The sequence below is a fragment of the Gemmobacter nanjingensis genome (assembly GCF_014652195.1).
GTDB classification, from domain to species: domain Bacteria; phylum Pseudomonadota; class Alphaproteobacteria; order Rhodobacterales; family Rhodobacteraceae; genus Gemmobacter; species Gemmobacter caeni.
In genome coordinates this window covers 272195-296385 of sequence record NZ_BMYI01000002.1, presented here as the reverse complement: position 1 = coordinate 296385, position 24191 = coordinate 272195, and the positions used below count along the sequence as shown (strand labels likewise).

General features: G+C 64.9%; 19 protein-coding genes. 5 read left to right on the top strand and 14 right to left on the bottom strand.

The features are described from left to right. Positions 1 to 127: 127 nt before the first annotated feature. From lpdA to IE126_RS06445, 5 genes are all read right to left on the bottom strand, one after another. Entirely contained in the window at positions 128 to 1525 is a 1398-nt protein-coding gene (gene lpdA / locus IE126_RS06465; RefSeq protein ID WP_189380503.1) for a dihydrolipoyl dehydrogenase, read from the bottom strand. An 84-nt stretch (positions 1526 to 1609) separates the two neighbouring features. Beyond that, entirely contained in the window at positions 1610 to 2191 is a 582-nt protein-coding gene (locus IE126_RS06460) for a DUF924 family protein (RefSeq protein ID WP_189380502.1), read from the bottom strand. 62 nt (positions 2192 to 2253) lie between these two features. Beyond that, positions 2254 to 3501: an MFS transporter gene (locus tag IE126_RS06455; RefSeq protein WP_189380501.1), complete on the bottom strand. Its 1248-nt coding sequence runs from the start codon at positions 3499 to 3501 to the stop codon at positions 2254 to 2256. Between the two features lie 93 nt (positions 3502 to 3594). Then, complete coding sequence (gene queA / locus IE126_RS06450; protein WP_189380500.1) at positions 3595 to 4644, bottom strand: tRNA preQ1(34) S-adenosylmethionine ribosyltransferase-isomerase QueA; 1050 nt, start codon at positions 4642 to 4644, stop codon at positions 3595 to 3597. Beyond that, complete coding sequence (locus tag IE126_RS06445; RefSeq protein ID WP_189380499.1) at positions 4641 to 7937, bottom strand: YhdP family protein; 3297 nt, start codon at positions 7935 to 7937, stop codon at positions 4641 to 4643. The genes queA and IE126_RS06445 overlap by 4 nt, the downstream gene beginning before the upstream one ends. A 109-nt stretch (positions 7938 to 8046) precedes the next feature. On the opposite strand from IE126_RS06445, the gene bcp reads away from it, so the two are divergent. From bcp to IE126_RS06425, 4 genes are all read left to right on the top strand, one after another. Then, positions 8047 to 8511 carry a thioredoxin-dependent thiol peroxidase gene (gene bcp / locus IE126_RS06440; RefSeq protein ID WP_108127422.1) on the top strand — a complete coding sequence of 155 codons (465 nt, stop codon included), beginning with the start codon at positions 8047 to 8049 and terminating at the stop codon, positions 8509 to 8511. Further along, complete coding sequence (locus IE126_RS06435; RefSeq protein WP_189380498.1) at positions 8508 to 9329, top strand: ferritin-like domain-containing protein; 822 nt, start codon at positions 8508 to 8510, stop codon at positions 9327 to 9329. The genes bcp and IE126_RS06435 overlap by 4 nt, the downstream gene beginning before the upstream one ends. A 193-nt stretch (positions 9330 to 9522) precedes the next feature. Further along, the gene (locus IE126_RS06430; protein WP_189380497.1) at positions 9523 to 10860 is read left to right on the top strand and encodes a M23 family metallopeptidase; all 1338 of its coding nucleotides are present in this window, start codon (positions 9523 to 9525) and stop codon (positions 10858 to 10860) included. Next, a complete protein-coding gene (locus IE126_RS06425; RefSeq protein ID WP_054300915.1) occupies positions 10850 to 11329 on the top strand; it encodes a bactofilin family protein in 480 nt (159 codons plus the stop codon). The genes IE126_RS06430 and IE126_RS06425 overlap by 11 nt, the downstream gene beginning before the upstream one ends. A gap of 107 nt (positions 11330 to 11436) precedes the next feature. On the opposite strand, the gene IE126_RS06420 is transcribed toward IE126_RS06425, so the two are convergent. The 5 genes from IE126_RS06420 to IE126_RS06400 all read right to left on the bottom strand — a co-directional run bounded on the left by IE126_RS06420 (position 11437) and on the right by IE126_RS06400 (position 18588). Further along, the gene (locus IE126_RS06420) at positions 11437 to 12210 is read right to left on the bottom strand and encodes a DUF2189 domain-containing protein (RefSeq protein ID WP_108127021.1); all 774 of its coding nucleotides are present in this window, start codon (positions 12208 to 12210) and stop codon (positions 11437 to 11439) included. A gap of 85 nt (positions 12211 to 12295) precedes the next feature. Then, positions 12296 to 13423, bottom strand: a complete 1128-nt coding sequence (gene prfB / locus IE126_RS06415; RefSeq protein WP_054300917.1) for a peptide chain release factor 2 — start codon at positions 13421 to 13423, stop codon at positions 12296 to 12298. Positions 13424 to 13528: 105 nt separating this feature from the next. Further along, the gene (locus IE126_RS06410) at positions 13529 to 16081 is read right to left on the bottom strand and encodes a penicillin-binding protein 1A (RefSeq protein WP_108127023.1); all 2553 of its coding nucleotides are present in this window, start codon (positions 16079 to 16081) and stop codon (positions 13529 to 13531) included. Positions 16082 to 16193: 112 nt separating this feature from the next. Further along, positions 16194 to 17390, bottom strand: coding sequence for an N-acetylmuramoyl-L-alanine amidase (locus tag IE126_RS06405; protein ID WP_189380496.1), 1197 nt, complete (start codon positions 17388 to 17390; stop codon positions 16194 to 16196). 52 nt (positions 17391 to 17442) lie between these two features. Further along, the gene (locus tag IE126_RS06400) at positions 17443 to 18588 is read right to left on the bottom strand and encodes a pyridoxal phosphate-dependent aminotransferase (protein ID WP_189380495.1); all 1146 of its coding nucleotides are present in this window, start codon (positions 18586 to 18588) and stop codon (positions 17443 to 17445) included. Between the two features lie 103 nt (positions 18589 to 18691). Between IE126_RS06400 and IE126_RS06395 the strand changes: the two genes are divergently transcribed. Next, a complete protein-coding gene (locus IE126_RS06395) occupies positions 18692 to 19444 on the top strand; it encodes a DsbA family protein (protein ID WP_054300920.1) in 753 nt (250 codons plus the stop codon). Between the two features lie 119 nt (positions 19445 to 19563). Here IE126_RS06395 and ispG read toward each other — a convergent pair whose 3' ends face one another. From ispG to IE126_RS06375, 4 genes are all read right to left on the bottom strand, one after another. Continuing rightward, the gene (gene ispG, locus IE126_RS06390; protein WP_189380494.1) at positions 19564 to 20688 is read right to left on the bottom strand and encodes a flavodoxin-dependent (E)-4-hydroxy-3-methylbut-2-enyl-diphosphate synthase; all 1125 of its coding nucleotides are present in this window, start codon (positions 20686 to 20688) and stop codon (positions 19564 to 19566) included. A 96-nt stretch (positions 20689 to 20784) separates the two neighbouring features. Further along, positions 20785 to 22029: a helix-turn-helix domain-containing protein gene (locus IE126_RS06385; RefSeq protein ID WP_054300922.1), complete on the bottom strand. Its 1245-nt coding sequence runs from the start codon at positions 22027 to 22029 to the stop codon at positions 20785 to 20787. 121 nt (positions 22030 to 22150) lie between these two features. Continuing rightward, a complete protein-coding gene (gene hemA / locus IE126_RS06380; protein WP_054300923.1) occupies positions 22151 to 23380 on the bottom strand; it encodes a 5-aminolevulinate synthase in 1230 nt (409 codons plus the stop codon). Positions 23381 to 23519: 139 nt separating this feature from the next. Continuing rightward, the gene (locus IE126_RS06375; RefSeq protein WP_108127029.1) at positions 23520 to 24086 is read right to left on the bottom strand and encodes a 5-aminolevulic acid synthase; all 567 of its coding nucleotides are present in this window, start codon (positions 24084 to 24086) and stop codon (positions 23520 to 23522) included. Positions 24087 to 24191 lie beyond the last annotated feature (105 nt).

Sequence of the window (24191 nt, the reverse complement as noted above, 5' to 3'; positions counted from 1 at the left end):
TCAGGCTTAGCCCGCACCTGCGTCCGAAGCCAGAGGCGACCGACAGGAAAAAGGGGGCTTTGCGCCCCCTCTTGCCTTCGGCAATTCACCCCTGAGGATATTTGTGAACAGATGAGCCGGCGCCGGATCAGATATGCAGGGCACGACCGTAAGCGTCCAGCACGGCCTCGTGCATCATCTCGCTGAGCGTGGGATGCGGGAAGACGGTGTTCATCAGGTCTTCCTCAGTGGTTTCGAGGCTGCGGCCGACAACATAGCCCTGAATCAGTTCGGTCACTTCAGCGCCGACCATATGGGCGCCCAGCAACTCACCGGTTTTCGCGTCGAAGACGGTCTTGATCATGCCCTCGGCCTCGCCCAGGGCGATGGCCTTCCCGTTGCCGATAAAGGGGAAGCGTCCGACCTTCACGGTGTAGCCCGCGTCCTTCGCCTTCTGCTCGGTCAGGCCGATGCTGGCGACCTGCGGGTGGCAATAGGTGCAGCCGGCGATGGAATTGGGTTTGATCGCATGCGGATGCAGGCCCGCGATCAGTTCGGCCACCATGACACCTTCGTGGCTGGCCTTGTGGGCAAGCCAGGGCGCGCCCGCGATGTCGCCGATGGCATAGAGGCCCTCGACCCCGGTGCGGCAATATTCATCCGTCACCACATGGGTGCGGTCGATCTTGACGCCCAGAGCCTCAAGCCCGAGGTTTTCGACATTGCCCACGATGCCCACGGCGGAAATCACCGTGTCGAATTCAGCGGTGGTGGTGCCTTTCGCATCTTCCAGATGCGCAGTGACGCCCACGCCCGGTTTGCGGTCGAGCTTCTTCACCGTGGTCTTTTCGAGGATCTTCATGCCCTGTTTCACGAAGGCTTTCTTCGCGAAGGCACTGATTTCCGCGTCTTCAACGGGAAGCACACGGTCCATCACCTCACACACGGTCACTTCGGCGCCCAGCGTATTGAAGAAACTGGCAAATTCGATGCCGATGGCGCCCGAACCGATCACCAGCAGCTTTTTCGGCATGCGCTTGGGTTGCAGGGCGTGCTTGTAGGTCCAGACCAGATCGCCGTCCGCCTCCAGCCCCGGCAGTTCGCGGGCGCGCGCGCCGGTGGCGAGGATGATCGCGGGGGCCGTCAGCTCTTCGGTGCCCTTGTCGGTCTTGACCGAGACCTTGCCCCTGGCGGGCAGTGTGGCCGCGCCCATGAAGACGGTGATCTTGTTCTTCTTCATCAGGTGGCCGATGCCGCCCGAGAGTTGTTTCGCCACCCCGCGCGAGCGGGCGACAACGGCATCCAGATCGTAGCCGATACCATCTGCCTTCAGGCCGAATTCCTTGGCACGGTGCATCAGGTGAAATACTTCGGCGCTGCGCAGCAGGGCCTTGGTGGGGATACAGCCCCAGTTGAGGCAGATGCCACCCAGATGTTCGCGTTCGACAATCGCGACATTCTTGCCCAGTTGCGCGGCCCGGATAGCGGCCACATACCCCCCCGGCCCGGCACCAACCACGATGACATCAAAATTTCTGGCAGCCATATTTCCCCTCCTCTGGAAAAGTAGTTTGCCATTAAACCATCACGCATCACCCAGCAATGCAGCGCAGCGCATGGGCCGTTGCGCTTAGCGCATGGCTTGGCTCCGAAGATCGTTTACCATTGAAGCATATCCGCCACCTTCCATGAAGGCAGTTTCCTCGGGGCTGGATTCCCGCCCCAGCACCGCGTTGCGGAAGGGGAAGCGGCCGAAGCGGGCGATGATCGCCTGATGGGCGCGGGCATGCAGCAGGGTTTCATCTGCCTCGGGCATCCGGTCCGCGATCAATTCGACCGCCATCGCCTGATCAGCGGGATCTTCGCTGTGTTCGAAGGGCAGATAGAAGAACTGCCGCTCCGGCGCCGGAACCTCCAGATCCCAGCCCGCCGCCACCGCCTTGCGGGCAACCGCGCGGGCCAGCGGATCGGTAGAGAAGGCCTTGCCCTCACCCCGGAACATGTTGCGGGAAAACTGGTCGGTCAGCACCAGAAGCGCCAGCGCCCCGGCAGGCCCTTCGGCCCAGTGATCCAGCCCGCCGTCATGGGCGGCCTGCCACAGATCCAGCCAGCGGTCCCGGATATCGGCGTCCAGCGCCTCGCCCCCGGCATACCAGCCCTCGGGGCCAACCTCGCCCAGCCAGTAATCCAGAACCTGAACCGGATCGGACATCGCCGCCTCCCTTGCCTGCCTCGCGTCAAGGCAGGGTGACAGGCTTTCCGGCGGGCCGCAAGTCAGGGTTGCGGCAGCGACGGCTCGCCCGTGTCAGCCTCTTCCATCACCGCACCGACCGCAAGGGCCGAGGCCGTGGGCGCCACCGCCGCATAGGCGCCGGTCACACCAGGCGCCGCGCGGCGCGTCATCCGCCAGCCGGCATAAAGCGCAAGGCCCAGGAAGTTCAGCCCGATGAACAGGAAGAAGCCGCGCGGACCGATCCCCTCCATCAGCCAGCCGGTCAGCAACGGGCCGAAGATCGCGCCCAGCCCGTTCAGGAACAGCATCCCCGAAGAAGCCGCTGCCATGTCATCCTTGGTCAGAAAGTCGTTGGTGTAAGCGATCAACAGCGAATACAGCGGGTTGGCGATGCCACCCAGCAACATGGCCACCACGATCAGCCCGATGAAATGCACGGGAAACACCGTCGCCAGCGCCATGACGACCGAGGCCGCAGCCGCCAGCCAGAGGATCAGCCCGCGCCGGTCGCGCCGGTCCGACAGCCAGCCGATCGGATATTGCAGGATCAGCCCGCCGACATACATGGCGCCCACGAAAATCGAGATCTGCTGGACGCTGAGGCCGCTTTTTGCCCCCCAGACCGAGGCCATGCCGAACATGGCCGAGAAGATGCCTCCGGTCAGAAGCATGCCGATGCAGCCAAGGGGGGAGATGCGCCAGAGCTTCGGGAAGCTGAGCCGCTTGTTGGTCTCGAAGGTCGGGGTCTGCGTCACCGTCAGCAGGATCGGCATGAAGGCAAGGCTCACCAGCACCGAGGGGATCACGAACAGCGTAAAGCTCTCGGGGCTCGCGACATTCATCAGGATCTGGGCCGAGATGATGCCGATCATCTGCACGATCATATAGGCCGACAGCGCCTGCCCCCGCGTCTCGTTGGTGGCGGTATTGTTCAGCCAGCTTTCGGCAGTGATGTAGACGCCGCAGAAGCTGAACCCGATCAGGACGCGCAGGGCAGCCCAGACGGTCCAGTCGGGCGCGACGGGATAGACCACAAGAACGGCCGAAATCGCAGAGCCGAGCGCGGCAAAGACCCGCACATGGCCAACCCGGCGGATCATGTCCGGCACCGTCAGCGACCCGAGCAGGAAGCCCGCGAAATAGGCCGACATGACAATCGACAGCTCGAACGTGCTGAAGCCCTCGATCGTGCCGCGAATCCCCAGCAGGGTGCCCTGCATGCCATTGCCGACCATCAGCAGCATGACGCCCATCAGCAGGGGCCAGGATGAAGAGATGACATTGGGCATGGCGGACTCCGGTTCGGCAGGTTCGGCAGGCAGATCTAGCAGCGGTTCAGAAACAGCAGTGTAACACGGGCGACACGCGGGCGGATGTCCCCGTCACCCCGGCAGCAGCAGCGATGCGTCGCCGTAAGAGAAGAAGCGATATCCTTCGGAAATCGCATGATCATAGACCCGCAGGATACGGTCACGCCCCATCAGCGCCGCGACCAGCATCATCAGCGTCGACCTGGGCAGGTGAAAATTGGTCATCAACCCGTCGGCCACGCGGAAGGTGAACCCCGGATAGATGAAGATGTCAGTCTCGCCCCGCCAGGGCGCAAGTGCGCCACCCTGCGCTGCGCTTTCGATCAGCCGCAGTGCAGTGGTGCCGACCGGAATGACCCGCCCGCCCGCGGCCTTGGTGGCGGCGATCTCGGCCACGGCGGCCTCGGTCACCTCGCCCCATTCGGCATGCATCCGGTGGGTGGTCACATCTTCCACCTTCACCGGCAGGAAGGTGCCCGCGCCGACATGCAGCGTCACTTCGGTGAACTCGACCCCGCGCGCCCTGAGCGCGGCCAGCAGACCCGCGTCGAAATGCAGGCTGGCGGTGGGCGCCGCCACCGCGCCGGAATGGCGGGCAAAGACCGTCTGGTAATCCTGATGATCCTGCGCATCGGGAGCGCGCTTGGCGGCAATATAAGGCGGCAGCGGCATCTGCCCGGCAGCAGCAAGCGCTGCATCGAAATCCGGCCCGGTCAGGTTGAATTCCAGCACCAGATCGGTCTCGCCCTTCCGGCTGACCTGCGCCGAAAGCTGATCTGAAAACACGATCACTTCGCCCTGGGCAAGCTTGCGCAGGGGCTTGGCCAGCGCCCGCCAGCCACCCGAGGCCACAGGTTCCAGCAGGGTGATTTCCACCTTCGCCGAAACCCGGCCCTGCCCCGTATCGCGCCAGCGCGTGCCGTTCAGGCGGGCGGGAATGACCTTGGTATTGTTCAGCACCAGCCGGTCACCGGGACGCAGCAACGTCACCAGATCGCGGACATGGAGATCGCGGATCGCATCCCCATCGGCCAGCAGGAGCCGCGCGGCGGGGCGCGGTTTCACCGGACGGGTAGCAATCAGATGCTCGGGCAGATCGAAATCGAAATCCGCAAGTTTCATTGCGCGGGCCTCAGCTTCGGCACCGGCTGCCGGAAAATCTCGCGGAACAGGCCAGGTGTCAGGATGGACAGCGGATTGACCGAAATCTCCGGCCGGTCCGATGTGCCGCGGATCTTGTAGTTGAAACCGAACAAGCCTTCGCCCTTGCGTGTCAGAACCGAACCGATACCGTTGAGCAGATAGATGGGCGAGATCACGCCTTGCAGGTTCAGCCGCTTGTTGCGGCTGTCGAACGTGCCAGCGGCAGAGACGCCCATGGATGCACCCACAGCGGCGCCCCTGCTGACCTCGACCCCCGCCGGTGTCAAGCGGAACTGCGCGTCCGCCTCGGCAAAGACCAGCCCGGCCCCGTTCAATTGTTCGAGAATGCCAACGACCGATATGGCCGACAGCAGTTCGGCCAGAACCGGGGCATTGGTCACGCGGAAATTGCGGGCGGTCGCGATGCCGTTGTAGGTGTTGGCGCCGACGGGCACCAGTTGCAGATCCAGCGCGCCGCCCCGCGCATTGCCAAAGATCCCGGCCGAGGCGATCACCCCGCCAGCATCGTCCGAGGTGATGCGGATACCGCTGCCGCCCTTCATCGGTGCGACCGTGCCGCGCACCGCCGCCCCCCCGTTCACCCGGCCCGTGAAGGTGCCGCCAAAGCCGCCGCGCGTGGTGAACTCGCCCCGCAGGCCGGTCAGGGCTATGCCGTCGGTGACCTGCACGCTGTCCAGCGCAGCCCGCATCGGCGCACCGTCAGAGGCCCCCCCGCTGCCGCCGCGCTCCGGCAGGCGGCGCAGGTCGATGCGCCCCCCTGTGACCTCAACCCCGACCGCCCGGCCCTTGCCGCGCCCGGTCAGCGTGACCGGCGCGTCCAGCCAGTTTCCGGCCTGCACGCGGGCAAAACGGGCACGGTCCAGCCCGCCCCCCGCGCGCAACGAAATATCGCCCTTCGCGGTCAGGCCCGGCGCCTGCAATGACAGCGCCTGCACCTGTGGCGGCTGCCCCAGCGTCGCCGCCACCTCAAGTCGGCCGGCCGTGGCCGGTGCCTTACGCCAGCCGATTTCGGGCAAAGCCAGACCCAGCCCGCGCAGGTCCGATGTCAGCGTCAGCCGCCCCGCGCCCCCTTTGGGCAGCTCCAGCGTGAACTTCCCGCTGCCCTGCCCCGAAACCATCCGGTCCGGCAGACCCAGCGAGAATTCGGCCACCGCGCGCGGCGACAGTTCGACCGTGCCGGTGATCGTGGATTTGCCGCCCGCCGCCGGACCAAAGGGCAGTTTGTAGGTCGCATCGAACGGCACCGCACCGACCCGCCCCTTGCCGGTGATCGCCAGCCCCGATGGCCCGGCCGTCAGGTTCAGCGCGGGCGCCGTCAGCTCCTTGCCCGGCACCAGCACGGCAGAGCGCACATCGCTCAGCCTGCCCTCGACCTGATAGGAAACGTCGTCCAGCTTGATGTGCGGTACCAGCGGCAGGCGCAGCACCGCAGAAACCTCGGCCCGGCCCTCGCCCAGTTCCACGGGGCGACCCGCTTTGGTCAGAAAGCGGAACGGCTCCTGATCCAGCAGCGACAGCGCGGCGGTCAGGCTGGATTTCGTGCGCAGCTGAATTTCGGATTGCGCGGGCTTTTGCAGGATGTCCAGAACCGAAAAGATCGAGCCATCCATCGTGATCCGCCCACCCACCGGCGGCGTCACCTGCCCGCGATCCAGCACCATCGTATAGCTGTTGCCCTCGATCGTGGCATAGCCGCTGCCCTGCCGGATCGGCGGCAGGGTCTTGAGGAAACGCACATCGCCATCGGCGAAATCATATCCCAGCGAAAAGCGCGGCTCGGCCCCCGGCTCCATCCGCAGGGCGACCTTCACATTGCGCAGCAGGCCTTCCTGCACATTCTCAACCAGCCATTCGCGGGTCTTGTGAACCGCCGACACCGGCCAGAGGGCCAGCAGCCGGTCATGCCGGATCGCATCCAGCGCCAGATCCAGCGCCAGATGCCAGCCGGAAGCATCGGCGCGGGCCGAGCCTTTCGCCTCCAGCCGCCGCCCGTCCTCCAGCAGGGTCAGCTGCCCCACATCCAGCCGGAACGGATCAAGCCGCAACCTCAGATCCAGCGCACCCTGGCTGAAGGTGACAGGCTCTACGAACAGGCCTTCTGGATCGACCTTCACCTCGGAAAAGGCAATCTGCGCCAGAAACGCCGCCGGTCGGCCGCGCGTTACCCCAGGTGCATAGACGTGGCCGCTGGCACCCAGACGCAGCGACCGGCTTTGCACCGCAATCTCGGTCAGGTCGATACGCTCCTGCGCGGGATCATAGGCCAGGGCCAGACGCGCGGAATCAAATCCCACGGGCTTGCTTTCGGGGCTGGGTTGCAGCGCGCCAGCGCCGAGGGCCAGCTCCGCCTCCAGCCCGGCCACCTGCCCCTCGGCATCGACAGAGCCGTTCAGCCGCCCGGAAATCGGGGCGTCGAGCGCGGACAGGAAGCCCAGTACCGGCGCCTGCAAAGCCAGATCGCGCGCGGCCACCCCTTCGACCGTGGCGCGCAGGCGGGCGCCTGCCGTGCCCCGTTCGGTCCTGACCTGAAGCTGCGCCTGCGCCACCTGCGCGCCACCGGCAAGGGTAAAGCTCAGTTCGGCGCCCAGACCTTCGGGATCATTGGCCAGAACCGCCCGCCCGTCGCCCAGTTGCCAGACCCGCCCGGCGCGGGCATCATCCAGCCGCAGCGACAGCGCCTCGACCGTCACCTCCTGCAGGGCCGCGAGCTGAGGACGCGCGAACAAGGCGTCCAGCGCCGCCATCACCTCCGCGAAACTGCCAAGTTGCGGGCCTGCCCCCGCCTCGCCCAGATCTAGGTCGAACCGCCCCGTCGCATCGCGGCGCAGCCGGATCGACGCGCCGGACAGCACGACAGAGGCGGGGCGCAGACGCAGGGCGGCAATGCTCAGCGGATCGAAGGCCACCCGCGCTTCGGGCAGGCGCAGCAAAGGTGCACCACCCGAACGGGTCAGCCGCAGATCTTCCAGCCGCAGGCGCGGCACCCAGTCCCGGCCCACAGCGATCTCGACACCGCCGATGGACAGGTTGTTACCTCCCATGGGCAGCGCATCGTTCAGCCGCGCCTCGGCCTCCGCCACCGCCCAGACCGGCAGGCGGATCGGCTTTCCGGTCAGCGCCAGCAGACCGAACCCCGCCAGACCCACGACCAGCGCGAGGCTCAGCAGCATCCAGAGCCCGAACCGCATGACGCGGCGCGGCGCGCGGCTGCGCGGGCGAAGCTCCGTCTCTGGTTCTGTTTCGTCGGTCATGCCTGCGTCTTTTCCGGCATTCGGGCTTTTTTCGCCGGGGTTGCCTTTAACTTTGCCCGAAGGCAACTAAAATCCCAAGCATCTTCACAGTATTGGCATGGAGCCGCCCATGACACCTACCCCCGGAACCCTCGCCCCCGATTTTACCCTGCCGCGCGATGGTGGTGGTGAGATCGCGCTTTCGGCCCTGAAGGGTCGCAAGGTGATCCTGTATTTCTATCCCAAGGACGACACGCCCGGTTGCACGACAGAGGCGCTCGACTTCACCGCGCGCGCCGCGGATTTCGATGCGGCCGGGGCCATGGTGATCGGCATTTCCAAAGACAGTGTGAAGAAGCACGACAAATTCGTCGCCAAACACGGGCTGGGCATCGCACTGGCCTCTGACGAGCAAGGCACCACCTGCGAGGATTACGGCGTCTGGGTCGAGAAAAGCATGTATGGCAAGACCTACATGGGGATCGAGCGTACCACCCTCCTGATCGACGCAGAGGGCCGCGTGGCGCAGGTCTGGCCGAAGGTGAAGGTCGCGGGCCATGCCGACGAGGTGCTGGAGGCTGCACGCGCGCTATGACCACACTTGCCGAGATGGCGGTCGAGGTGCTGGCCACCGCCGATGGCCGTGCCAAATGCGCCCTGTCGCAACGCCACGCCGAAAGCTGGTTCGCCGCCCGCGCGGCGGGTGTGCCGATCCCGGTCGGCACCGCCAGCCCGCCGTCGCACCCCGCGCGTCCCGCGCAACCCGAACTGCTGGACCCGCGCGACGTGCCGCGTCGCCGCCCGGGCAGCCCGCAGGGCCGCATCGCGCTGCTGCATGCGGTCGCGCATATCGAACTGAATGCGGTCGACCTGCATTGGGATATCATCGCGCGCTTCGGCCATATCGCCATGCCCCCCGGTTTCTATGACGACTGGGTGAAATCCGCCGCCGAGGAATCCAGACATTTCAACATGATCTGCGATTGTCTTGAGGCATCGGGCAGCCATTACGGCGCGCTGCCCGCCCATGCGGGCATGTGGCGCGCGGCCTCGGACACGGCGGAAGACCTGTTCGGCCGCCTTGCCGTGGTGCCCATGGTACTGGAGGCGCGCGGCCTCGACGTCACCCCCGGCATGATCGACATTTTCCGCCGCGCCGGGGCCGATCAGGCCGTCGCCGCGCTGGAGGTGATTTACGCCGAAGAAGTGGGCCATGTTGCCTATGGCTCCAAATGGTTCAACTGGCTGTGCGGCCGGGATGGGCTGGACCCGAAAGAGGTGTTCCATACCCTTGTACGGCAGTATTTCCACGGCGCGCTGAAACCTCCGTTCAATGAAGAAAAACGCGCCGAAGCCGGGCTGCCCCCCGATTTCTACTGGCCGCTGACCGGGAAGGATGAACCCGTCGACTGATCGGCGGGATATTGCCGATTTCTGCACAGCAGCAGGCGGCATTCGCCTGCATCGGTTCAAATTTGTTGCGGCAGCGGCAGGCGCGCCTTAATCACGTCGCCGGGGATCAGGTGCCAATGCGCACCGATGGCCGGGTAACCGGGGACACGACGTGACTTCCGGTTCCATTGCCGCAACAAAAATGGAAAACCGTGTGCTGACGCGTCTCGCCTACCGGATCAACGCCACGCTCGACCGCTATCTGCCCGAGCAGCGCCTGTTCCTGAAATCGGATACCGCCACCCGCTTTATCCGCCTGCGTCCCACGACCCAGGCCATTGCCCTTGCGGGCGGCGGCCTTCTGGTGGCATGGACCTTCATCGCAACTTCGATCCTGCTGATGGACAGCATTTCAGCCGGGTCCGACCGCGACCAGTCGCTCCGCCAGCAGGCCCTGTTCGAGGAACGGCTGACCACGCTTTCCAACGACCGCGACCGCCGCGCCGAGGAAGCGGTGAATGCGCAGGACCGCTTCAATCTGGCGCTGGCCGAGGTCAGCGACATGCAGGCCCGGCTTCTGGCCTCCGAAGACCGCCGGAAGGAACTGGAAACCGGCATCGACGTGATCCAGAACACGCTGCGCCGCACCATCAAGGAACGCGACGAGGCCCGCGCCGCCGCCGACAAGGCGCGCACGGCGCTGGCCAGCGCCGGCGGCACCCATACCGAAGCCGGTCGCGCCCGCGATGCGCTGGCCACACTAGACATTATGGCGGGCGCGCTTGGCAATACCGCCAAAGAGCGGGACGAAATGGCGCGCGTGGCCGAGGCCGCCCGTGACGAAACCGCCGCCATCACCCGCTCCAAAGAAGAGCTGGAACTGCGCAACGACGCCATTTTCGCCCGGCTGGAAGAGGCGGTGACCGTCTCGATGGGGCCGCTGGACAAGATGTTCCGCGCCGCGGGCATGTCGCCGGACGATCTGCTGAAACAGGTGAAACGCGGCTATTCCGGCCAGGGTGGCCCGCTGATGCCCTTCGTATCCACCAAGGGCACCACACTCAGCCCCGACGAACAGCGCGCCAATGCGATTCTCCAGGGGCTCGACCGGATGAACCTCTACCGGCTGGCGGCGGTGAAATCGCCCTTCGCCAATCCGATTCCCTCGGGCAACTACCGCTTCACCTCGGGCTTCGGCTATCGCCGCGATCCCAAGGGCGCGGGCACCCGCATGCATGCGGGCCTCGATTTCGCGGGCTCCTATGGCACCGCGATCCGCGCCACCGCCGATGGCGTCGTGGTCCATGCAGGCTGGAGCAACGGTTACGGCCGCATGGTCAAGATCCGTCATGACTTCGGGCTGGAAACGCTCTATGGTCATATGTCGCAAATCCGCGTCAGCGTGGGCCAAAGGGTATCGCGCGGCGACCGGATCGGTGATATGGGCAATTCAGGCCGGTCCACCGGCACACATCTTCACTACGAGGTTCATGTCGGGGGCCGCCCGGTCAATCCGATGACCTTCATCAAGGCAGCGAGCGATGTTTTCTAAAAGCAGAATCAACGAACCCGGTCCGAAACAGGTGGAAGGCGAAAAAGCCAAGCCCGCGGACCTGCCTGCCGCCAAGCCCGCGATGGATTTCTCGGCTTCGGCGGTGAAGGCCAAGCCCAATGCTTCGGTGCTGTCCTCCGATCTGACGGTGGTCGGCAATCTGCGCACCACCGGCGATATCCAGGTGGAAGGCACGGTCGAGGGCGATATCCGCGCCCATTTGCTGACCGTGGGCGAAACCGCCACGATCCGGGGCGAGATCGTGGCGGATGACATCGTGGTCAACGGCCGCGTCATCGGTCGCGTGCGCGGCCTGAAGGTGCGCCTCACCTCCACCGCGCGGGTCGAGGGCGACATCATCCACAAGACCATTGCCATCGAATCGGGCGCCCATTTCGAAGGCTCGGTCCAGCGTCAGGACGACCCGCTGAATGGCGTTAAGGCCATCGCCGGCCCGAAAGAAGACTGATCGGAGCCTTTCCGATCCATCAGGGGCGCCCGACGGCGCCCCTTTTTCTTTATGCTCTGCTTCTTGTCCAAATACTCAAAATGCCAACCTCACCGCCCCGCGCGCGGTCAGGTCAGTGCGCACCGATACAGATGCCACGAGGCATGGCCCAGCACCGGCAAGGCCACCAGAAGGCCCAGAAAGGCCGGAATCATCGCGACGAACAGCGTGATGGCGATGAAGGCGCCCCATGCCAGCATGACCACCGGATTTTCCCGCACCAGCGCAAGGCTCGTCAGCATCGCCGTGACGAAATCCACCTCCCGCTCCAGCAGCAAGGGCAGGCTCACCACCGTAAGCGAAAACAGCAGAGTCGCAAAGACCGCGCCGATCGCTGTGCCCACCGCCAGCATCATCAGCCCCTGCCCGGTCAGGAACAGACCCAGCGAGCTGGAGACATTGGTCAGCGTCGCGGTGCCCAGGAACAACGCGAAGATCATATGCGCGAGGAAATTCCAGAACAGGAAGAACACTACGACCACCGCAGCAATCGAGGGGATCTGCCGGTCCTTCTGACGAAAGATCACCCCGGCGATGCCCCCCCAGTCCAGCGGCTCGCCTGCCTGCAGGCGGCGCGAGATTTCATAGAAACCGCAGGCGATGAACGGCCCGAGGATCGGGAAGCCGGCACTTGCGGGCAGCGTCCACCACAATTGTCCGCGCGCGGTCAGCGCCCAGGCCACCAGCCAGCCGCCCAGCACATAGACCGAGGCGAAGGCCAGTCCATAGACAGGCGCCGCGCGGAAATCGCGCCAGCCCGCGCGCAGGCTCGCGCCCAGATCAGCAAAGGTGACCTCGTTGATTTCGGGCACATGCGGTGGCCCGGTCTCGACATGCGTCATAATGTCCTCCCTCTTGGGAGAACCTTAAGCGCGCGGTGTCAGGATCGAAAAGATGTAATTGCGCGGCGAGTTTACCGCGCGCCGTTCAATCCTCAGCGGTGGCCTCGGCACGGCTCTTGCCGGCCACATCCATGGCCAGTGTCGCCTGCATGAAACGGTCCAGATCACCGTTCAGAACCCCGTCGGTATCCGAGGTTTCCACCCCGGTCCGCAGATCCTTGACCATCTGATAGGGTTGCAGGACGTAAGAGCGGATCTGGTTGCCCCAGCCTGCATCGCCCTTCGCTTCATGCGCGGCGTTGATCGCAGCGTTCCGTTTGTCCAGTTCCATCTGGTACAGCCGCGATTTCAGCGCCTTCATGGCGATGTCGCGGTTCTGGTGCTGCGATTTTTCCGAACTGGTCACCACGATGCCGGTGGCAAGGTGGGTGATCCGCACCGCCGAGTCGGTGGTGTTGACGTGCTGGCCACCCGCCCCCGACGACCGATAGGTGTCGATGCGAATTTCGTTCGGCAGCACCTCGATCTCGATATTGTCGTCCACCACCGGATAGACCCAGACCGAAGAAAACGACGTATGCCGCCGCGCAGCCGAGTCGTAGGGCGAAATCCGCACCAGCCGGTGCACGCCACTTTCCGACTTCAGCCAGCCATAGGCATTATGGCCCGAAATCTTGTAGGCGACGGATTTGATGCCCGCTTCCTCGCCTTCCGAAATCGACTGAAGCTCGACCTTGTAGCCCTTCTTTTCCGCCCAGCGGGTATACATCCGCGCCAGCATCGAGGCCCAGTCGCAGCTTTCGGTGCCGCCAGCGCCCGCGTTGATCTCAAGGAAGGTGTCGTTGCCGTCAGCCTCACCGTCCAGCAGCGCCTCAAGCTCCTTCTCGCGCGCGGTCTGCACCAGCGCCCTGATCCCGGCCTCGGCCTCGGTGACGATCTCGTTGTCGCCTTCCATCTCGCCCAGTTCGATCAGTTCCAGATTGTCACGCAGCCCGCTGTCGATCATCCGGTAGGTGCCGATGGCATCCATCAGCATCTGCCGCTCGCGCATCAGCTTCTGCGCCTTGGCCGGATCGTTCCAGAGGTTCGGGTCCTCGATCATGGCGTTGAATTCTTCCAGCCGGTGCGGCGCCGTCTCGTAATCCATCCGCTGCGCCAGCAGGGCCAGCGACTTGCGGATGGTTTCGGCTTGGGACTGGGTTTCGGCGCGCATGGCGGGTTCTCTCGTATCGGATGGACGGCTGCGGGGCCAGGATGCCCGGCGCAGGGTAATAACGCCTCGCCCCCCGCCCGGCAAGGGCGGGGGGGAGACGGAAGTTCAGTAAAGCCCGCCGGAGGACAGGGTGCCAAAGTCGGCCTTCTTCGGAATGACCCGTGTCTTGCCGGTGGCGGTGGTGACGGTGGAGCCGCCGGTTTCCACCTCCCCCTGCGCGAACAGCGGCAGGTTCGCCCCCATCGCAAAGCCACCATCCACCATCGCGCCGATGCCGAAGATCGGGTCTTCGCCCTCGCGGAAATATTCCGACACCACATTGTCGCCGCTGGCGCTGTCCGGCAAACGGGCGCCGGTGAAGCGGTCGATCTTCACGAAATAGCCGCCGGGCGGCACGGCAAACTTGCCACCACCGTATTTCTTGATGGCGCTGCGCATGAAGCTTTCAAAGACCGGGCCGCACAGCCCGCCGCCCGAGGCGCGGCCGCCCAGGGTGCGCGGATTGTCATAGCCGATATAACAACCCGCCGCGATGTTCGAGGTATAGCCGATGAACCAGACATCCTTGGCGTCGTTCGTGGTGCCGGTTTTGCCTGCCACCGGAACCGGCAGGTTGATCCCGCGGGCCGTGCCGCGCTGCACCACGCCCTGCATCATGGAGGTCAACTGATAGGCCGTGATCGGATCCATCACCTGATCGCGGGTCGAGCTGATATGCGGTGCCTCACCCGCCGGCAGGGCCGGCGCGCCGCAATCCTCGCATTTGCGCGGGTCGTGTTTGTAGATCGTCTTGCCATAACGGTCCTGAACGCGGTCGACCAGTGTCGGCTCCACCCTCTCGCCGCCGTTGGCGAACATGGAATAGGCGGCCACCATCTTGAACAGCGTGGTTTCCTGCGAGCCCAGTGCGTTCGACAGGAAAGGCTGCATCCGGTCATAGACGCCGAAGCGCTCGGCATAGCCCGCCACCGTCTCCATCCCGATTTCCTGCGCGATCCGCACGGTCATCAGGTTCCGCGACTGTTCGATCCCGGTGCGCAGCGGCGTCGGGCCATAGAATTTATTCGACGCGTTCTTCGGCCGCCACAGGCCCTGCGGCGTGTTCAGCTCGATCGGGGCGTCGACCACGATGGTCGCCGGGGTAAAGCCCGAATCCAGAGCTGCGGCATAGACGAAGGGCTTGAAGCTTGAGCCCGGCTGGCGCGTGGCCTGCGTGGCACGGTTGAAAACCGAGTCCTGATACGAAAAACCGCCCTGCATCGCCAGAACGCGGCCCGAGAACACATCCATCGCCATGAAAGCGCCCTGCACCTGCGGCACCTGCCGCAGCGTCCAGCGTTTGAAGCTGCCGTCGCCATCATTGGTCATGGCACGCACCAGAACCACATCGCCCACGTCCAGCAGGTCAGATGCAACCTTCGCTTTCGGCCCCAGCTTGCCGCCTTGCAGCCGCTTGCGCGCCCAGGTCACATCTTCGGCCGGGATGAAATGGCCGTCCTCGTCTTCGTCCACGCCCTCGATGCCGATGCGGGCGGATTTCTCGCCCAGCGACAGCACGACCGCCGGATGCCAGCCCTCGATATCGCGCGGCACCTTGGCCCCGGCCAGCGCTGCGCGCCAATCGGCCTCAGAGGTCAGCTGCTCGGGCCCGATCTTCTGGCCCGTGCCGCGCCATACGCCCTGCGCCCGGTCATAGCGTTCCAGACCAGTCCGCAGCGCCTTGGCCGCAACCTCCTGAAGATCGGGGTCGACCGTCGCCTTGATGGCCAGACCGCCGCCAAAGAATTCCTCATGCCCGAAGCTGCCCGAAAGCTGGCGCCGGATTTCATCGGTGAAATAGTCGCGCGGCGGCAGCGCGGTGCGGAAGGCCGGATAATCGCCGTTCTGCACCGATTTCAGCGGCATGTCCTTTTCGCGCAGATAGGTCGCTTCGTCGATATAGCCGTTCTGCCACATCTCGCGCAGCACATAGTTGCGCCGTTCGGTCACCCGCTTCTTGGCGCGGACCGGATGATATTCGCCCGGCGCCTGCGGCATCGAGGCGAGCATCGCCGCCTCATGCGGGGCCAGTTCCGACAGCGACTTGTTGAAATAGGTCTGCGCCGCCGCCGCGACACCATAAGAGTTCTGCCCGAGGAAGATCTCGTTCAGGTAAAGCTCAAGGATCTTGTCCTTCGACAGCGTCTCCTCCAGCCGGGTGGCGAGGATGATTTCCTTGATCTTGCGTTCGGCCTTGCGTTCGCCGCCCAGAAGGAAGTTCTTCATCACCTGCTGGGTGATGGTCGAGGCGCCGCGCACGTTCTGGCCGCGCGATTTCACCGCCTCGATGGCAGCGGCCAGAATGCCCCGCGCATCATAGCCCTTGTGGGTATAGAAATTCTTGTCTTCAGCCGAAATGAAAGCGTATTTCACCAGATCCGGCACATCCTCGATCGGCACGAACAACCGCCGCTCTTCGGCAAATTCGTCGATCATCCGGCCCTCGCCGTCATAGATCCGGCTGATCGTGGGCGGCGTATATTGCGCGAGGCTCTCGTGGCTCGGCAGGTCGCGCGAATACATGTAGAAGACCGCACCGATGGACAGGGCCACGAACAAGAGGCCCAGCGTCACCAGTGTGAAGATCGCACCGAAAAAGGATCCGACAAATCGCAGCACGTCTTACCCCCGTCCGAGCCGTGGCCCCCATATAGGCGCTGCGCGGGTCAAGGTCAAAACCTTGCGCCGCCCGCACAGGCACAATCTCGCCGCTGGCCGGGTCACTTCTGGCTTACTGACCCGCCATGCCGGACAGAACCGCATCCTTCGCCGCCCAGTCCTTCAGCCCCGCCACGATGGCCGCCGCCATTTTGGCCCGCCACGCCGCATCCTGCAACCGCGCCAGATCGCGGGCCGAGGACAGGAACCCCAGTTCCAACAGCGCCGAGGGGATATCGGGCGATTTCAGCACCGAAAACCCCGCCTCCTGATGCGGATGGCGATGCATCCGCAGCCCCGCCCCCTTGATTGCTGTCACCAGCGCCGCGCTTAAGCGTTCGACCCGCGGCACCGTCTCGGTGCGCGCCATATCCATCAGCACCCCCGCCACCAGATCGTCCTGTTCGGTCAGATCGACACCCGCCAGCAGGTCAGCCCGGTCATGCCGTTCGGCCAGTGTCTGCGCTGCCCGGTCCGAGGCATCGTCGGACAAGGTGTAGACGGTGGCCCCCACCGCCTCGCCCTCGGCCAGCGCATCGGCATGCAGCGACAGGAACACATGTGCCCCCGCCGCTCGCGCGATGGAAATGCGGGTTTCCAGCGGCACGAAAACATCCTCCTCCCGTGTCATCACCACGGTGAAGCCCCCCTGCCGCAACAGCGCCTCTTTTAGTTCGCGTGCAAAACCCAGCACCAGTGCGGCCTCGGTCGCGCCGTCCCGCTCGGCCCCCGGATCAATACCGCCATGGCCGGGGTCCAGCACAACGACCAGCGCCCCGCTGCCCGGTGCAGGGGGCCTGGGTACATCCGCAGGCGGCGGCAGCGCCCAGCCCGGCGGCTCTGGTGCGGCCGCCTTTTCCGCGAAGGCCGCCGCATCTGCGGGATGCAGTTCCACCTCGACCCGCGTCGCGCCTTCCGTGACCATCCCCGCTTCGGCCACCAGCATCGGCCCCGGCAGTTCCGCGACCAGCCGCGACCAGCCAGGCCGGAACACACCCGCCCGCAGGTCCGGCAGGCCGGGATGCGCGATACCGCCGATTCCCTGCCAGTCCACCTCGCGGAAATCCATCACCAGACGCGGCGGATCGGCCATGACGCGCACCCGCCATGGCACCGGCTGGCTGAGCGCCAGCGACAACCGCACCGTTCCATCCTGCGTGGCCTCGATGCGCGAGTCCTGCGGCACCAGCCGGGCCAGCGCCGAAAGCTCCTGCGCCGCCGCACCGAACCCCGCCCAGATCATCGCCAGCGCCAGAATCAGCCTGCGCATCACGCCCCCATTTACCCTGGTCCAAATATCCCCGCCGGAGGCAGCCGACGGCTCAGCCACGCCGCGCCATATACTCTTCCAGACGCCGCAGCCCCTCGGCAATATCCGCCGTCGCCCGCGCATAGGAAAACCGCAAGGTCTGTGCCCCGCGCACCGGATCGAAGTCCAGCCCCGGCGTCACCGCCACTCCGGCATGTTCCAGAAGCTCCGCCGCGAAAGCCAGTGAATTGTCAGTGAGATGGCTGACATCGGCATAGATATAAAACGCCCCGTCCGGCGGCGCGATGCGGTCAAACCCCGCACGCGGCAGATGCTCCAGCATCAGGCGGCGGTTTTCGGCATAAACCGCGCGGTTCGCCTCCAGTTCGTCGATACAGTCAAGCGCGGCAAGCGCCGCAATCTGGCTCGCATGCGGCGGACAGATGAACATGTTCTGCGCCAGACGTTCCACCACCCTGACATGATCCTCGGGCACGACCATCCAGCCGATGCGCCAGCCCGTCATGCTGAAATATTTGGAGAACGAGTTGATGACATAGACATTATCACTGACTTCCAGCGCACTGACAGCGCGGTCGCCATAGTGCAGCCCGTGATAGATCTCGTCCGAGACAAAGCTGATTCCACGCTGATCGCAATATCCGATCAGGGACGCCAGCGCCTCATGCGACAGCATGGTGCCTGAAGGATTGCCGGGGCTGGCGACGATCATCCCCGCCATTTCTATCCCGTCCAGATCGGCAGCGACCGGCTGAAGCCGGTTCTCTGGCGCCGCAGGAATGCCCACCGGCGTCAGGCTCAGCGCACGCAGGATCTGGCGGTAGCTCGGATATCCCGGCTCGCCCAGCCCGACGCGGTCGCCCGCATCGAACAGCGCGGTGAAAGCCAGAAGGAAAGCGGCGGAAGACCCCGCCGTCACCACCACCCGTTCAGGATTCAGATCAATGCCATACCAGCGTTTGTACAGCCCCGCGATCCCGGCCCGCAGTTCCGGCAGCCCCAGCGCCACGGTATAGCCAAGCGCCCCAGCCTCCATCGCCTGCGCCAGAGCGGCACGGGCCCCGGCGGGTGCGGGCGTGCCCGGCTGTCCCACCTCCATGTGAATGATGCTGCGCCCCGCCGCCTCGGCGGCGCGCGCCTTCTCCATCACGTCCATCACAATGAAGGGATCGACCAGAGCGCGTCTTGAAACCTGCATGTAAGCCCCCGTAAACTCGGGCCGACACTGGCCCGGCGGGTCGCGCGCGTCAAGCAGGGCCGGCCCTGCGTTGTCATGCGTGCCCCGCCCATCGGAGAGACGCATGACCAAGACCTTCCTCGCCTCCACCGCGCTTGCGCTGACGCTGGGGCTTCCCGCCGCCGCGCTGGATCTTGGCGCGATGACCGACGCCGAGCGCGCCGCCTTCGGGGAGGCCGTGCGCGCCTATCTGATCGAGAATCCCGAAGTCATCATGGAGGCCGTCTCGGTGCTGGAACAGCGCCAGCAGCAGCAGGCCGAAGCCGATGATCTGAAACTTCTGGCCGACAATTCGGATGCCCTGTTCAACGACCAGAACTCCTGGCTGGGCGGCAACCCGGAGGGTGATATCACCGTTGTCGAATTCCTCGATTACCGCTGCGGTTATTGCCGCAAGGCCTGGGAAGAAGTCGAGGAACTTGTGAAAACGGATGGCAACATCCGCTTCGTCATCAAGGAATTCCCGATTCTGGGCGAGCAGTCGACGATCTCGTCGAAATTCGCCATCGCCACCCGGATCGTGGCGGGCGATGATGCCTACAAGAAGGTCCATGACGCGCTCATCACGCTGCGCGGCGACGCAACGCCTGAAAGCCTGACTGCACTCGCGGGCGATCTGGGCCTCGACGGCGCAGCCATCGTGGCGAAGATGGAAAGCCCCGAGGTCAAGGCGATCATCGACGCCAACCACGCGCTTGGCACGAAAATGCAGATCAACGGCACGCCCAGCTTCGTGATCGACCAGACCATGGTGCGCGGCTACGTCCCGCTGGACGGCATGCGCCAGATCGTCGAGGGGCAACGTCAGGACGGGTGAGTTCCGGCTGCCTTGCGCAAGACAAGGAAAGGCCGCTGTCCGCAGCGGCCTTTTGCATATGTCCCGCAATGGTCAGCAAATCCGCTCTCGACCGGCAGCGACGCGGTTGCGGGGAGCCCCTACTCCGCCGCCTCTGCCTTCGCCGCCTCGATCTGCGCGGCGCGGTCTTCGACCAGGCCGACGATATGCTCGATCATCTGGTCGTTGGTCATCTTGTGGCTTTGTTTGCCCGCCAGATAGACCATGCCCGCGCCTGCCCCGCCGCCGGTAAAACCGATGTCGGTCATCAAGGCCTCGCCGGGGCCGTTCACCACGCAGCCGATGATCGACAGGCTCATGCTGGTGGTCACATGGGCCAGCCGGTCCTCCAGCGCCGCCACGGTCTTGATCACGTCGAACCCCTGCCGCGCGCAGGAAGGGCAGGAGATGATGGTGACGCCGCGATGGCGCAGGCCCAGCGATTTCAGGATCTCGAACCCGACTTTCACCTCTTCGACCGGATCCGCCGACAGGCTGACGCGGATCGTGTCGCCAATGCCCATCCACAACAGGTTGCCCAGCCCGATGGCCGATTTCACCGTGCCGGACATGAGCCCCCCGGCCTCGGTGATGCCCAGATGGATCGGCGCATCGGTGGCCTCGGCCAGTTGCTGATAGGCGGCGGCGGCCAGGAAGACATCGGACGCTTTCACCGAAATCTTGAATTCGTGGAAATCGTTGTCCTGCAACAGTTTGATATGGTCCAGCCCGCTTTCCACCATCGCCTCGGGGCAAGGCTCGCCGTATTTGTCCAGCAGATGCTTTTCCAGAGACCCGGCGTTCACCCCGATGCGGATGGAACAGCCGTGATCCTTGGCTGCGCGCACCACCTCGGCCACGCGCTTCGCATCGCCGATATTACCGGGATTGATGCGCAGGCAGGCAGCGCCCGCCTCGGCGGCCTCAATGGCGCGCTTGTAGTGGAAATGGATGTCCGCCACGATCGGCACCGGGCTTTCGGCCACGATCTCGCGCAGGGCGCGGGTGCTGTCCTCGTCGGGTGTCGAAATCCGCACGATATCGGCCCCGGCCACGGCGCAGCGCTGCACCTGCTCGATCGTCGCCTTCACATCCGAAGTGATGGTGTTGGTCATGGTCTGCACCGAGATCGGCGCATCGCCCCCCACCAGCACCTTGCCCACGCGGATCTGCCGCGACTTGCGCCGGTCGATGTTGCGCCAGGGACGGACGGGATTGTGCGACATGATCACGCCTTTCGGTGGTTTGAGGGCAGGCATAAAGGCAAGACGGCTCCGGGGCAATGCCGCCGGAGCCGTCTCTGGATCACGTCTTGCCGAGGCTTATTCCTGCGGGGCGTCGATCTGCGTAGCCTGCGCCACATTGACGATGCGGGCCAGATCGGCGTCATCCGAAAGATCGGCCTCGGCATATTTCTGCGTCAGCGCCTCTTCCGAAAGCGCGATGTTCTTCACGACCTGCGGGCCGGGCGCGGCGGGACCAAAGGCCTTGCCACCCATGACGAAATAGACCGAGCCGGAATTGCCCGAACGCAGCACCGGTGCCGTATCAAGCTGCGGCACCTTGTAGCGTTCGCCCGCGTTCAGGATCTTTTCGAACAGAGTGGAACCATCGGCCGAGGAAACCCGGACCCAGGAAGGCCGGACCGCGAGGATCTCGACCCCGGGTTCTGCCTGCGCCACCACCTGAACCTGATCCTGCGCCGGATCAGCCGGAGTCGCCACGGCAGCAACGCCCCCCGCCTGCGGCAGGCTGGCAGCGGCCAGCGTTCCGGTCTGACGCGGATCAATCGAGGCGATGGGGCCGTCACGCGATACCAGCACCGGCACATCCAGCGCCTGCGGACGATAAAGGCGGTTCATCAGGTCCGGCGAAGCGCCTGCCACCTGCTGCGCGGCCGGGTCTTCGGTCACCCCGGTTTGTGCCTGCACCGTCGCGCGACCGGCGGAAACACCATCCAGCTGCTCCAGCGGGTCGATGTCAGCCACCACGACCGGCGCCTGATCCACCGGCGCCAGTTGCACGCGCTGCACCTCTTGCAGCACGGACCAGCCGCCATATCCCAGCGCGCCGATCAGGGCCGCCAGCACAAGGACCGAGCCGATGGCACCGGGTTCCACCCGGTGAATCCAGCTTTCGCTGCGCGGCACGAACAGCGCATTGGGGTTGCCCAGCGGATCGCGGGTTTCAGATTGCGTGGCTACGCGCGAACGGGCCGCCGTGATCGTCGCAGGCGCGGCAGCGGCAGACATGCCATGCGCCACCTCGAAATTCGCCTCGGCACAGAAGCGCTTGAAGGCCCAGTCCGGGTCCATGCCCAGATACCGGGCGTAGGAGCGCACATAGCCCGCAACGAAGCCCTGCGTCTCGAAGGCCGAGACATCGCAATTCTCGATGGCGGCGATGTAGGTCGCCTTGATCTTCAGCTCGCGCTGCACATCCAGAAGGGATTTGCCCAGCGTGGCGCGCTCTCCGCGCATCACATCGCCGAGCCGCAATTCGAAGTCGTCAAAGCCCTTTGGCTTGTCGGCTTCCGCCGTCGAAGGTTGGTTCCTCCGCCAGATCATACGTCGCCTGCCCCGTTTCTGTCCCGCCTGTGCCCTGAGTCGCCCGCGGGGCGACTCGGTGCCAATCTCATTGCTCCAACCCTAGCACAGCACAAGCGGCATTTGCAGCCGCAGAACTGATTCAGGCAGAAACCTCGGCACGATTTAGCGCACAGTGCTGCCAGAGGCGGTCCATCGCCTTCACAACCGCGTCAATCTGGCTTGACTCATGCACCGGAGAGGGCGTGAAGCGCAGCCGCTCGGTACCGCGCGGAACGGTGGGGAAGTTGATCGGCTGCACATAAATGCCGAACTGATCCAGCAGCATGTCGGACAGCATCTTGCAATGTATCGGGTCGCCGACGTGCACAGGCACAATATGAGTGCCATGATCAATGATCGGCAGGCCCAGCCCCTTCAGCCGCATCTTCAGGATCTGCGCATGCAATTGCTGCTTGTCGCGCAGTGCCTGCCCCTCAGCGGTCTTCAGAAAGGCGATGGAAGCCGCCGCCCCCGCCGCCACGACCGGAGGCAGCGACGTAGTGAAGATGAAGCCCGGCGCATACGACCGGATCGCGTCCACCATCTTCGCACTTGCAGCAATGTAACCGCCAAAAACGCCGAAAGCCTTACCCAGCGTGGCGTTGATAATGTCCACCCGCGCCATCTGACCATCGCGTTCCGCCACACCGGCACCGCGCGGGCCATACATGCCCACGGCATGAACCTCGTCCAGATAGGTCAGCGCGCCGACCTCTTCGGCCAGATCACAGATTTCACGGATCGGGCCAAAATCGCCGTCCATCGAATAGATCGATTCGAAAGCGATCAGCTTGGGCGCGGCAGGATCATCTGCCGCGATCAGTTCGCGCAGATGGGCGACATCGTTGTGCCGGAAGATGCGCTTGGCGCCGCCGTTGCGGCGCACGCCCTCGATCATCGAGGCATGGTTCAGCGCATCGGAATAGATGATCAGCCCCGGAAACAGCTTGGGCAGCGTCGAAAGCGTCGCGTCATTGGCGACATAGGCACTGGAAAACACCAGCGCCGCCTCCTTGGCGTGCAGATCGGCGATCTCGGCCTCCAGACGCCGGTGATACAGCGTGGTGCCCGAGATATTGCGCGTCCCGCCCGAGCCTGCGCCGGTGGCATCCAGCGCCTCGTGCATCGCGGACAGAACCGCCGGATGCTGGCCCATGCCCAGATAGTCATTACCGCACCAGACGGTGATATCCTTCTCCGTCCCGTCGGGCTTGCGCCAGACCGCATGGGGGAACTGGCCCTTGCGGCGCTCGATGTCGATGAAGGTGCGATAGCGCCCTTCGTCATGCAGGCGCTGGATCGCGCTGTCGAGTGCCTTGTCGTAGTCCATGTCCCGTCTCCTGGCTGCGGCTGGTCTGCCGTGCTGGGCCCTTTCTGAGCGGCCTTTGTGCGCGCCGCCTTGATATTGGTCAAATCCTGTATCGCAAAGGGGACATTTTGTCCCCCCTTTGCCCAGCCCGACCTTTCGGTCAGTCCTGCACCGCCACGATACAATCCTTCGTACCGGCCTTTTCATTGCAGGTCTGCACCGCAAGGTCACCCGCAGCCTCGCCCTTCGTCAATGCGAAACTGCCGGTCGAGGGCGAAATCGCCAGCGCACCGGGCGCCTTGTACTCCTTGCGCAGTGCCGCAGTGGCATCCTGCGACAGCGTCAGATCGGCGGGTTTCCAGCCCTTCGGCAGCAGATGCGCCACCACCACACAGGCCGCCTTGCCCTTGCGCTTTGCGTCGCAGCCCTGCCGGGCAGCGGTTTCGGCGGCCCCGATCGTGTGATGATTCACGGCGGCCACTGTGGCCTCGACCATCAGCCCCTCGTCGGGGGAAATTGCGATCGCGCCATACCAGGGCTGGCCGGTGCCGACCATGGTCAGCGCGGTCACATCCGCCTCCGGCAGGCCCGCACCGTCCAGCATCTGCACCACGGCGCCCTCGCCGCGATACATCAGCTTCGCCGCCGCCTTGCCGGTCATCGGCTCTGCCACCACGGGGGCCGCCAGCAGCGACAGGCACAAAACTGAAACCGGAACCTTCATCATCACACTCCCGTCAGATAGGAACGGCCCCTGAATACCCCGGCGCGGCGGCTCTGGACAGTGCAAAGCCACCTGCTAGGCTTCGCGCCAAAGTCACGAAAAGGAGAT